The sequence below is a fragment of the Bailinhaonella thermotolerans genome, assembly GCF_003594875.1.
Taxonomy (GTDB): domain Bacteria; phylum Actinomycetota; class Actinomycetes; order Streptosporangiales; family Streptosporangiaceae; genus Bailinhaonella; species Bailinhaonella thermotolerans.
On the sequence record NZ_QZEY01000020.1, the window covers coordinates 156,721 to 168,259 of the forward strand.

An 11,539-nucleotide genomic window follows, 5' to 3' on the forward strand; every position below is an offset into this window, starting at 1 on the left:
CGCCTCTCCGGCAGTGCCCGGCTCTCCGGCAGTGCGCGGCTCTCAGACCTCGACTCGGTACGGCAGGGCCAGCTCGTCGCCGGGGAGGCCGCGGATGCCCCAGTTGACCTTGGGCGTCTCGACGATGGTCAGCTCCACGTCCTCGGCGTCCAGGCCGAGCCCGGTCCCGAGGGCGGCGAAGACCGCGCGGATCAGGACGCGCTTGGCGTCGTCGCTGCGCCCCTCGAAGCAGAGGATCTCCACGATCAGGTAGCGCTCGCCACGGGCCGGGCAGATCAGGTCGTCCTCGTCCAGCAGCAGGAACCGGTGGAACCGCTTGCCGTCCGGCAGCCCCCAGGCGCTGGTCAGGCAGCCGTGGATCAGGTCGGACACCTCCCGCTGCCGCCCGGCCCACACGTCCCGCCGCCCGTACACCTTCACCTGCGCCACGGCCACCCCTCCAAGATCGTCCTCGTGGACCCGCAACAGTACCGGCACCCGCGCAGAGTTCGCGGGAGGGGCTGCGGGGCCGGGGCGCGCGGGGGACACTGGGGCCATGCGGGCGATACGGGCGGCGCGGCTGTTCGACGGGCTCTCGGCGGCGGCCGATCCCCTGGTGCTGGTGGAGGACGGGCGGATCACGGCGGTGACCTCGGGCGGGGCCGCGCCGGAGGGCGCCGAGGTGGTGGACCTGGGGGACGTGACGCTGCTGCCGGGACTGGTGGACGCGCACACGCACCTGGCGTTCGACGCCTCGGCCGATCCGGTGGGGAGCCTGGCCGCCCGGGCCGAGGCGGGCCCGGACGCGGTGCTGGAGCGGATGCGGCGGGCCGCGCGGCGGGCGCTGCTCGCCGGGGTGACGACGGTGCGGGACCTGGGCGACCGCGACCACCTGGCGCTGCGCCTGGCGGAGGAGACACGGGCCGATCCGGCCGCCGGGCCGCGCGTGCTGTCGGCCGGGGCGCCGATCACCGTGCCGGGCGGGCACTGCTGGTACCTCGGCGGCGAGGTCTCCGGCCCGGCGGCCGTACGGCGGGCCGTGCGGGAGCGGGCCGAGCGCGGCGCCGGGGTGATCAAGGTGATGGCCAGCGGCGGGGAGCTGACCCCCGGGATCCCCGTCCACGAGCCCGCCTTCAGCCCGGCCGAGCTGCACGCGGCGGTGGACGAGGCGCACCGGCTGGGGCTGCCGATCACCGCGCACGCGCACGCCGCCGCCGGGATCGCGCAGGTGATCGACGCGGGGTTCGACGGGGTCGAGCACGCCACGTTCCTGACGGCCGACGGGCCGGTGTTCGATCCGTGGCTGGTGGAACGGCTGGCGGCCAGCGGGGTGGCGGCCTCGCTCACGCTGGGGCTGGCCCCGGGCTCCCCGCCGCCGCCCCCGCGCATCGCGGCCCTGCTGCCCGCGCTGGAGAAGGGGTTCGCCGACCTGCACCGCGCGGGGGTGACCCTGGTGGTGAGCAGCGACGCCGGCATCAACCCGGCCAAGCCGCACGACGTGCTGCCGCACTCGATCGCCCATCTGGCCCAGATCACCGGCGCGTCCCCGCGCGCGGCGATCACCGCCGCCACCGCGACGGCCGCGCGCGCCTGCGGGCTGTCGCACCGGGCGGGCCGGATCGCGCCCGGCCTGGACGCCGACCTGCTGGCGGTGCCCGGCGACCCGCTGCGCGACCTGTCCGTGCTGGCCACCCCGGCCGCCGTCTTCCGCGCCGGCCACCGCGTCGTCTGACCGTCGCCGCCTGACCCGCCTGGCCCGGCCGCCGGGCGGCCCGTGTTCCCGTGTTCGCCCGGTGGGCCGGGCCCCGACTTCCGGCGGGACCCGGCCGGCCGGTCAGCCCCGCCGTACGGCGAGCTCCGGACGCCGGAGCAGGAGGACGCAGCAGGCGGCCGCGGCGGCGAGGACGGCGGCGGTGACCAGCAGGGTGGTGTGCATGGCAGCGGTGAAGGCCGTGGTGAAGGCCTCCTGGCCCAGCCGCCGGAAGAGGGCGGCCTCGCCGGCGCCGAGGCCCGGAGGTGGGGCGGGCGGGCTGAAGCGCGCGGCGCCGTCGGCGGCGGCGGCCAGGAACCCTTCGCGCAGGTGCGCGGGCAGCAGGGCGGCCTGGCGGGCGGCCTCGTCCGGGACGGCGGCGCTCAGCCGGGTGGAGAGCAGGGCGCCCAGGACGGCCAGCCCGACGACGGCGCCGACCTGGCGAATGGTGTTGGCGACCCCGGAGGCGGCGCCGGCCAGGCGGGGGTCCACGCCGTCCATGGTGACCTGCTGGAGCGGCGCGTAGGTGGCGCCGTTGCCGATCCCGATGACGATCAGGCCGGGGAGCGCGCTCCAGGCGCCGCCGCGCGGGCCGGCGGTGAGGACCAGGACGACCAGCCCGGCGGCGAGCGTGGCCAGCCCGGCTGCCAGGATGGGCGCGCCGCCGTACCGGTCGGACAGCCGCCCGCTCCAGGCCGAGCCGAGCGCCGTGAGGGCGGCGCCGGGGAGCAGCGTCAGGCCGGTCTCCAGCGGGCCGTGCCCTCGGGCGGTCTGCAGGTAGAGGACCACGACGAGCGGGATCGCCATCATGCCGGCGTGGAAGGCGAACCCGACGCCGTTGCCGAGGGCGAAGTCGCGCGCGGCGAACAGCGCCGGCGGTATGAGGGCCCGGCCGCCCCTGCGGCGCTCCCAGAGCCCGAACAGGGCCAGCAGCGCGACGCCGGCGACGAGCACCGAGCCGATGCTGATCGGGCCGGCGATGGTTCCCCAGTCATGGCGCTCGCCCTCGATCAGGCCGAAGACGACGGCGGTCAGCCCGGCGGTGGCCAGGGCCACGCCGGTCAGGTCGAGCCCCTGCCCGGCGGCGGGGCGGCCGGCCGGGGCGTGGATCAGGGCCAGCGCGATGGTGACCACGCCGATCGGGACGTTGATGAGGAAGATCCAGCGCCAGCCGAGGTGGTCGAGGATGAGGCCGCCGGCGATCGGGCCGGCCACCGGGGCCAGGCCCGCGATCGCGCCGAAGACGCCGAACGCGCGGCCGCGCACCGGTCCCGGGAAGACCGTCAGGATCGTGGAGATGACCTGGGGGAACAGCAGCGCCGCGCCCACCGCCTGCAGCACCCGCGCGGCCAGCAGCCAGCCTCCGGAGCCGGCCAGGCCGCACAGCGCCGAGGCCGCGGTGAAGAGCGTGACGCCGGTCAGGAACAGCCGGCGGTGGCCGAAGACGTCCCCGAGCCGCCCGGCGGTGATCAGCAGCACGGTGAAGACCAGCAGGTAGGCGTCGAGCACCCACAGCACCTGGTCGTAGGTGGCGCCGAGGCCGCCGATGAGCGCGGGGACGGCGATGTTGACGATGGTGCCGTCCAGCAGGGCGGTGAAGAAGCCGGCGCAGTAGACGCCGAGGACCAGCCACGGGCGCGGCGTGGCCGGCGTCTGCGCGGGGTCGGTTGTCGTCATGGTTGATGACCTCCATGGACGCGGGATTCCGGCCATGGGCGTGGGCGCGCTCCAGCCCGCGCCCTCGTCCGGGGAGGGGCGCGGTGAGGCTGTCTCGGTGGCGAGCCCGGGGCCCGCGACCGGTGGGGGATTCTGCCCGGCGGCGACGTGGGACGCCGCGGGGTGGCACTGAGTGCGGTGAGAACCCGGACCGGCCGCGTCAGCGGCGCGGTGCCGGTCCGGGATCGCCGGAGCGCGCGGCGGGCCGTGGGCCCGGGGACGAGATCGATCGGATCATGGCGGGACCGGGGCGGGGCCGGGCCGCTGGCCGTACTGACGGCACCATCGCGGGGAGACTCTCTTCCAGGCGTGGGTGCGACTCCCACCTGGTCCGGGCCGTCGGGGCCCGGAGAAGCTGGTCGGCGAGGCGTGAGCCCGCGGTGAGAGGTCTCGATCGGGAGGCTAACAAGGCCCGTGATCTATGGCAACACGCCGCCGACGCGGGGAGCCGGCCTGGCGAGGATGGAGGCGATCGGCCGGCGGGAACAGCGCGCCGTGATCGACCAGAGGGGATATTCGGTGGTCGACCGGGCACCCGGCTGGCAGGCTTTGGGCATGCGCTCCCAGCTAGATGACACGCCGGGCCGTTCGTGGCTAGGCGACCCGATCGATGCCCGTTCTCTCTTCGCTCCGGAGCATGCCGCGCTGATGGCCACGCTGCGTGACCTGGGGCCCGCTGACTGGCGCAAGGAAGCGGTGCCGGGCTGGAGCGTGCATGATGTGGCCGCCCACCTCCTGGGCGACTTCTACGGACGTCTCGCCCGCGACCGCGACGGATACCGGGAAGGACCCGCGTTCGGCCCAGGCGAGACGCTGGAGACGTTCATCCACCGCATCAATCAGGAATGGGTGGACGCCTTCCGCCGGGTGAGCCCGTCAGCGCTGACCGACACCCTGGATCTGGTCGGCGGGCAGGTCTGCCGCTTCTTCGAGACGACCGATCCGGACGCGCCGTCGCTGGGGGTGTCCTGGGCGGGCGTCGATCCGGCGCCGATGTGGCTGGACAGTGCCCGCGAGTTCACCGAGTTCTGGACTCACCGCCAGCAGATCCGTCACGCCGTCGGCCAGGACACCGACCTTCACGCGCCGTTCCTGTCCGTGGTCCTGGACACCTTCCTGCGGGCCCTGCCCCACACCCTGCGCGCGGTCGACGCCCCCGCCGGCACGCAGATCCAGGTGCGGATCGACGGCCCGGCCGGTGGCGCCTGGACCGCCACCGCCACCGAGCCCGGCTGGTCCCTCGCCGAGCCGGTCACCGGAGAGCCCGCCGCGACCGTCCACCTGGACGCGGAGACCGCCTGGCGCCTGTGCACCCGAGGCATCCAGCCGGACACCGCCCTGGCCCGTGCCCGCATCCACGGTGACCCGCGGTTGGCCAGGGCCGCCTGCCAGATCGTGTCCATCGTCTACTGACCCCATCCCGACGCCTCCAGCATGGGTTCGCTGACACCGCCGATCATTCATCGCGGCCGAAGGTCAGCGGTGGGGGAAACCGGCCTCGGCACCCGTGCGGAAGCCGCGGCCGGCGTCGTGGTGGATCGTCCCGGCCGCGCTGGGCATCGGCGGCGCGATCGGGCTGACCGCCTGGTGGCTGCCGGCGGCCCTGCCCGCCCTGCCCGCCCTGCCCGACGCCGAACCGGCCACCGCCCGGATCGAGATCGTGCGCACCGCCCTGGCCGCCGGCACCGGGGTGGGCGCGGCGATCGCGCTGATGCTCGCGTTCCGGCGGCAGCGGCACCAGGAGATCGCCGCCGCCCACGCCACCCACAGATGCTCCAGCGATCCTCGGTCGCCCTGCTGACGTTCCTGGAGGCCACGGTCGACGTCGAGCAAGGTCTCGCCGAACTCCATCGTCAGGCCACCGAGCGGCAGGCCGATGCGAACGAGCCCGGACGGACTCCCGCGCGCTGATCTGCCTTCCACGCCGCCAAGCCCCACCCGCCAGTTTTCCAGCCGGCTCACCTGCATCAGTGCGTACATCTGCGGGCCAGGAGGTCAGGGGTGCGACCTCGCCCGCGGACTCGGGGACTGCGTGTGCCGTTCCAGCCCGGCCGGCGCGGTCTGTCCACCGGGTCATGGGTGAGCCCGCGCTGATGGGCCGGCCCGGGTGGTCCGTCGGCGCGGGTGGTGACGAATGGAGATCGTTTATGCACGATCTGTAGCGGTGGGGTGATCGCCCGCGATGAGGTAGGTAGGGCGCGGCCGAGGCCGGTCCGGAGGCGGGCGGCGCGCGGGCCCTTCTCCGGCCGCCTCCGCGCGCCGGGCAAGGTCGGCACCCGCGAACCGTTAGGGGTTCCCATGGCAGACGCCGCCTACTGGAACAACGGAGACCAGCCGAAGGTCTTCATCAACTGGCAGACCTTCCTCGATCAGGGCATCCCCGCCGGGTGGCAGGCAGGCGTCGCCGACGCGGTGATGAACGCCTACACCCGCTGGATGATGATCGCGGGCGTGGACTGCCGCCCCAAGTTCTGGAACTGGACCGACCGGACGGCCCCGGCCGACGGCGAGATCCTGATCACGATGAACGAGCGGCACTTCAACACCACCCGCGCGGCCTCGACGTTCACGAGCTGGCGCAAGGCGTCGATCGTCATCCACCGCCGCAACGGCGCCGACCTGAGCCTGTGGCCCTGGGTCACCCACAACGCCCGGCCCGGCGAGCTGGACATGCAGGCCGTGCTCACGCACGAGTTCGGGCACACCTTCTGGCTGGAGGACGTGGCCGACGCCGACCGGACCATGAACGGCAACTACGACTACCAGCGGCAGCGGTTCGGCCCGTACGACGGGGACGTCCTCGCGCTCAAGGCGATCTTCCGGGACATGGACCGCAACCGGGTGCGCCAGTTCCGCTCCCTGGACGGCGGCACCTCCTGGGCGGTCCAGAACAACCAGCTCACCTCGCACTCCCTCTACCAGACCCGGACCTGCCTGACGCCGGGCACGACGCCGATCGGGACCTCCGGCCGGCACGTGATCGGCTGGAGCATGCCCAACCGCGTCCCGACCTGGCTGCGCGGCGACGGCGTCAACGTGTTCTTCGACGGGTGGGTCGCCTACGGCGGCGAGCGCTCCCACCACGGCCCCGCCTACGCCTCGGCCCCCGACGGGACCCTGCTGTGGGCCTGGGTGCACAACGACCGCAACGGCACGATCCGCCTGGTCCGCAGCACCGACGGCGCGTCCACCTTTCACTGGGTCGGCACGCCCGCCGGCGCCCAGACCGGCGGGACCCCCGCGCTGGCCTGCACCACGGTCAACGGGCAGCGCGCGTGGGTGCTGGCCTGGTCCCACCTGGACCGGGGCAACCACGGCATCACCGGGGACGTGCGCGCCAGCGTCTCCTTCAATGACGGCGCCACCTGGAGCGCTCCGGTCGGCATCGGCAGCTACGCCGCGCCGTGGGGCCAGTTCGCCTACAAGAGCCTGGCCGGGGTCGCCGCGGCCGCCGCCCCGGACAACCGGGTCATGCTGGCCATCGCGTGGGCGGCCCCCTCGGAGACCTCCATGAACCTCATCCGCAGCTTCAGTTGCGCCATCGACCAGGGCTCCCTGGCCCTGCGCTCCATCGGCTACTCCGGAGACCGCACCCGGGTCCAGCCCGCCCTGGCGTACCACCAGCCCAGCGACCAGTTCGTCCTGGCCTTCCGGGAGCAGAACTTCCTCACCTCGCTGCGGATCACCTCCAAGGACTGGGCCAAGCAGGACTGGCCTTCGGGGCGGCAGATCCCCTCCTCCACCACCCACACCGGACCCGCCCTCGGGTACGGCCCCGTCCAGCGCGACCTGCTGCTGTGGTACGGCGCGGAATAGGAGACCTGCGATGACCACCTACGTCACGACCTTCCCCGGCCTGCGCGAGCGCGTCCGCCTGGCCGACGTCATCGTGATCGCCTCCGGCTGGCGCATCGAGGACGCCTGGCACGACGCCCTGGACGACCACGGGGTGCGCACCCTCGGCCACGCCCGCATCACCCCCGAGCGCGTCCTGAAGGGCGAGATCGCCGGCTCCGCGCGCGTCACCGTCATCAGCCCCGAGCCGCGCGGCGCGGCCTGGCCGGCGTACGTCGAGGACGCCCGTCCCGCGGTCGCCTTCCTCCAGCGCGACCTGGGCGAGGACCGGTACGTCCCGCTCTACGGCGGGGTGTTCCCGCTGGACGGCGACCGCCTGCTGCTGACCGGGGACCTGCGGGAGGATCCCGAGGCGTCGGCCGGGGGCCTGACCCTCGCGGACCTGGCCGCCCTGGTCGAGGCCGAGGAGCGCCGCGAGGCCGAGTCGCGGGCCCTGCTCCTGCGGCACGAGCCCGCCGAGGCCGATCCCGCCCGGCCCCGCGAGGTGACCGACGCGGCCGGTCCCGACGCCCCGGCGGCCGGTCCCACCGGCGATCCCGGCCAGGACGGCCCCCGGCACGCCGAGCCCGGCACCCCCTGACCGCCGCGGCGGCGCGGGCCGGGGAGATCCCGCCCGCGCCGCCCCGTCTCGCCCCGTGTCGCCCCTTTTCATCCCGCCCGATCAGTCCTGCCGCGCCCTGCCCGGTTCCGCCCTGCCCCTTTCCGCCCTGCGCCGTACGGCGGGCCGCCCGCCGTACGGCCGGGTGCGGCGGTCCGGGGGCGCCGCCTATCCTTGATCGCGTACGCGAGACGGCGGGGGAGGAACGGGACGTGGAGGAGATCGATCTGGCGCATCTGCGGCGGTGCGTCGAGCTGGCCGAGGAGGCGCTGGCGGACGGGGACGAGCCGTTCGGGTCGGTGCTGGTCGGCGGGGACGGGACCGTCCTGGCGGAGGACCGCAACCGGATCGCCGGGGGCGACCGGACCCGTCATCCGGAGTTCGCGCTGGCCCGCTGGGCCGCGGCCAACCTGGCCCCCGCCGAGCGGGCCGCCGCCACCGTCTACACCTCCGGCGAGCACTGCCCGATGTGCGCGGCCGCCCACGCCTGGGTCGGCCTGGGCCGCGTCGTCTACGCCGCGTCCTCGGCCCAGTTGACGCAGTGGCTGTCGGAACTGGGCGTGCCCGCGCCGCCGGTGCGGCCGCTGCCCATCACCGAGGTCGCCCCCGGCGTCCCCGTCGAGGGGCCGGCCCCGGCCCTGGCCGGCGCCATCCGCGACCTGCACCGCCGCTACCACCGCCCCGGCGCCTCCTGACGTCCCCGGCGGTCAGGTCCCGCCCCGGCGCGGGCTCCGCCGTACCGGGCCGGCCGCCCCGGCGCTCAGGGGGCCGAGGCGGCGGGGACCAGGATCTGCTGGCCGGCGGCCTGCCGGGGTTCGCGGCCGAGCGTGCGGACGGGCCTGATCAGCAGGAGCGCCGTGACCACGCCGACCGTCACCAGGGCCGAGCCCAGCATGAAGGTGCGCGGCTCGACCAGGACGGTGACGGGGCCGGCCAGCGCCTGGCCGACGGCCATGCCGGCCACCGACCCGGCGACCTGGTAGGCGTTGACCCGGTTCACCACGTCCGGGGCGACCTGCGTCTGCACGCTGGTCGACCACATCACCGACCAGAACGCCACCGCGCACCCGCCGAGCAGATGCCCGGCCATCAGCAGCGGCAGCGGCAGCCCGAGCGCGACCGTCAGCGGCACCGCGACGTACCCGCTCAGCGCCGCGGCCCCGGCGGCCAGCGGCCTGGACGGCCTGAGCCGGATGGCCACCAGCCCGCCGAGCACGGTCCCGAGGCCGAGGGCCGCCATCACCCAGCCGTAGTCGGCCCCGATGACCTGGGAGGACAGCGGCACGTACGGGCCGACCACCAGGACGCCCCAGAACACCCAGACCAGGATGACCGACCACATCCAGCTCCTGGCGCGGAACTCCTCCCAGCCCCGGCGCAGGTCGCTGAGCACGTCGGAGGGCTCCGGCCTGGGCACGGCGACCCGGACCAGCAGCAGGCAGACCCCGCTGACCAGGAACGTCGCGGCGTCCACCGTGTAGACGACGACCGGCCCCGCGGCGACGATGAGGACTCCGGCCAGGGCGGGGCCGGCCAGGTGGGTGACGGCCTCGGCGATCTTCAGCGTGGCGTTGGCGCGCTGCGGGTCCCGGGCGATCAGGGGGACCATCCCGTTGACGCCCGGCTCGAACAGCCCGGCGGCGATCCCCGACAGGAACGCCGTCGCCAGCAACAGCGCGTACGGCGGCGCGCCGTCCAGGAAGGCGACCGCCACGACCCCCTGGGTGACCACCCTGATCACGTCCGCGCCGATCATCAGGCGGCGGGCGCCGATCCGGTCGGCGACGACCCCGCCGAACAGCATGACCAGCACGGCCGAGGCGGTCCACAGCGCGAGCACGTAGCCGACGCCGGCGATCCCGTAGACTTTGCCGATCGCCAGCGCCGAGGCGACGGGCATCATCGCGTCCCCGAGCAGGGAGATGGTGCGGGCCCCGAAGTAGAGGGTGAAGTTCCTCGTCCACATGAGCCCCAATTCTGGATTTATCCTGATCAGGGCGCTGGTGTCCCAAATGACATCATTGGGTACATTTGCGCCATGCTCCTGGACTGCCCGCCCCCGCCTCCGCCGCCCGCGAGCGCGCGTCGCGTGGTCGCCCTGGTCGCCCCGAACCAGGAGCTCTACCCGGTCACCTCGGCCTCGGCCGTCTTCGGCTACCAGGGTCCCGACATCCCCCAGCACTACAGTCTCAGCCTGTGCACCGAGCGGCCCGGCTCGCTGCCGACCACGCTCGGGGTCCCGATCCAGGTGGACAGGGGCCTGGACGCCCTCGACGACGCCGACACCGTGCTCATCGCGGGCTGGACCCTGACGCCCTCGCCCGCCGTACTGGACGCGGTGTCGCGGGCCCACGCCCGGGGGGCGCGCATCGCCGCCGTCGCGGCCGGGATCTTCATCCCCGCCGCGCTGGGGCTGCTGGACGGCCGCCGGGCCTCCGTCCACTGGGAGCTGTCCGGCGAGCTCGCCGCCCGCCATCCCCGCGTCATCCCCGACGACACCGTCATCTACGTCGACCACGGGGACGTCGCCACGGCCGGGGCGTCGGCGGCCACCCTGGACCTGTGCCTCCACCAGGTCCTGCAGGAGTACGGCGCGGCGCACGCGATGCGGATCGGGCGGCAGCTCGCGGCGGGACCGCACCGCGAGGGCTGCCAGCGGCAGTACCCGCCCCTGCCCACGGCCGGGCCCATGCCGGACTCCCTGGCGCCGCTGCTCGAATGGCTCCTGGCGCACCTGTCGGACCCGATCACGGTCGAGGACATGGCGGCCTTCTCGGGGGTCTCGCCGCGCACGCTCACGCGCCAGTTCGCCGAGCAGCTCGGCGTCCCCCCGGCCCGCTGGCTGCTGGAACGCCGCCTGGCCGCGACCCGCGCCCTGCTGGAGGACACCGACCTGCCGGTCGAGACGATCGCCACCCGTGTCGGCCTCTCCTCGGCGGTCAACCTGCGCCGCCGCTTCCACGCCGCCCTGCGCACCACCCCCGCCGCCTACCGCCGCTCCTTCCGCTGAACCCCGGGCCTGCGGGTGGGCGGCCGCGCGGGCGCCGGGGCGAGACCACCGCGGCGCGCCGGGCGCAGGATCGGGCCGGAGTTGTGGCGCTAGGGAGTCGATCTTGACGGCGTTTCGGTGGTGATGGCTGTTTGCCCCTGGTCGGGTGCGCTGGCGTTGCTGGGCTTGGCTGTGGATGTCGTTTGTGGTGGGCGGGTGGCCGGCCGCCCCGGCCGGCCGGTGGTGGCCGGTCGGGGCGGTTGTGGATCTGCTGGTCACCGCTGCCGGGGAGGGCCGGGGCCTGTCCTCGGTGAGCGGCGTGCTAGCCGGCGGCGGCTACGGTCTGCTGCCGGCCTGGTGGTGGGTTCCGGCCTGTGGCCGGCGCAGGTGCCGGGCGAAGAACCTGGCCGCGTCCTCGGCTGCGAACTGCGGGACGCCGGTGTGCCCGCCCATGTTGGCGTGCAGCGTCTTCTCCGTGGAGGCGAAGGCGTCGAACAGGTCCAGGGCCGTCTGCCGGTCGTTTCCTTCGTCATCCCACTGCAGCAGGACATGCAGCGGAATGGTGACCTGCCGGGCTTCCTCGAACATCGTGCGGGGCACGAAACTCCCGGCGAAGAGGCCGGCGGCCACGATGCGCGGCTCGGCCACCGCA

The 11,539-nt window shown here is 74.7% G+C and carries 11 protein-coding genes and 1 pseudogene; 8 read left to right on the top strand and 4 right to left on the bottom strand.

The features are described from left to right. Nucleotides 1-42: 42 nt before the first annotated feature. Nucleotides 43-477, bottom strand: coding sequence for a tautomerase family protein (locus D5H75_RS34430; protein WP_242454677.1), 435 nt, complete (start codon nt 475-477; stop codon nt 43-45). Nucleotides 478-535: 58 nt separating this feature from the next. Here D5H75_RS34430 and D5H75_RS34435 point away from each other — a divergent pair, with 58 nt between their 5' ends. Beyond that, complete coding sequence (locus D5H75_RS34435) at nt 536-1,711, top strand: amidohydrolase family protein (protein WP_119930766.1); 1,176 nt, start codon at nt 536-538, stop codon at nt 1,709-1,711. A gap of 102 nt (nt 1,712-1,813) precedes the next feature. Here the strand turns inward: D5H75_RS34435 and D5H75_RS34440 are convergent, their stop codons facing one another. Further along, a complete protein-coding gene (locus tag D5H75_RS34440) occupies nt 1,814-3,406 on the bottom strand; it encodes a DHA2 family efflux MFS transporter permease subunit (protein ID WP_202638781.1) in 1,593 nt (530 codons plus the stop codon). 594 nt (nt 3,407-4,000) lie between these two features. Between D5H75_RS34440 and D5H75_RS34445 the strand changes: the two genes are divergently transcribed. The 6 genes from D5H75_RS34445 (at nt 4,001) to D5H75_RS34465 (ending at nt 8,593) form a co-directional block, all read left to right on the top strand. Next, nucleotides 4,001-4,858 (top strand): maleylpyruvate isomerase family mycothiol-dependent enzyme, encoded by an 858-nt coding sequence (locus D5H75_RS34445; protein WP_119930796.1) that lies wholly within the window; start codon nt 4,001-4,003, stop codon nt 4,856-4,858. A 94-nt stretch (nt 4,859-4,952) separates the two neighbouring features. Beyond that, nucleotides 4,953-5,246: a hypothetical protein gene (locus tag D5H75_RS34450; RefSeq protein WP_119930768.1), complete on the top strand. Its 294-nt coding sequence runs from the start codon at nt 4,953-4,955 to the stop codon at nt 5,244-5,246. Further along, nucleotides 5,216-5,356, top strand: coding sequence for a hypothetical protein (locus D5H75_RS42220; protein ID WP_202638782.1), 141 nt, complete (start codon nt 5,216-5,218; stop codon nt 5,354-5,356). The genes D5H75_RS34450 and D5H75_RS42220 overlap by 31 nt, the downstream gene beginning before the upstream one ends. A 387-nt stretch (nt 5,357-5,743) precedes the next feature. Beyond that, complete coding sequence (locus D5H75_RS34455) at nt 5,744-7,261, top strand: sialidase family protein (protein WP_119930769.1); 1,518 nt, start codon at nt 5,744-5,746, stop codon at nt 7,259-7,261. A 10-nt stretch (nt 7,262-7,271) separates the two neighbouring features. Continuing rightward, nucleotides 7,272-7,880 (top strand): hypothetical protein, encoded by a 609-nt coding sequence (locus tag D5H75_RS34460; RefSeq protein WP_119930770.1) that lies wholly within the window; start codon nt 7,272-7,274, stop codon nt 7,878-7,880. Nucleotides 7,881-8,110: 230 nt separating this feature from the next. After that, on the top strand, nt 8,111-8,593 hold the full coding sequence (locus tag D5H75_RS34465) for a nucleoside deaminase (protein WP_119930771.1): 483 nt from the start codon (nt 8,111-8,113) through the stop codon (nt 8,591-8,593). Between the two features lie 65 nt (nt 8,594-8,658). Here the strand turns inward: D5H75_RS34465 and D5H75_RS34470 are convergent, their stop codons facing one another. Then, nucleotides 8,659-9,864, bottom strand: coding sequence for an MFS transporter (locus D5H75_RS34470; protein WP_119930772.1), 1,206 nt, complete (start codon nt 9,862-9,864; stop codon nt 8,659-8,661). A 72-nt stretch (nt 9,865-9,936) separates the two neighbouring features. On the opposite strand from D5H75_RS34470, the gene D5H75_RS34475 reads away from it, so the two are divergent. After that, a complete protein-coding gene (locus D5H75_RS34475) occupies nt 9,937-10,908 on the top strand; it encodes a GlxA family transcriptional regulator (protein WP_202638783.1) in 972 nt (323 codons plus the stop codon). Nucleotides 10,909-11,223: 315 nt separating this feature from the next. Here D5H75_RS34475 and D5H75_RS34480 read toward each other — a convergent pair. Continuing rightward, nucleotides 11,224-11,539, bottom strand: a pseudogene (locus tag D5H75_RS34480) (hypothetical protein); the annotation flags it as partial.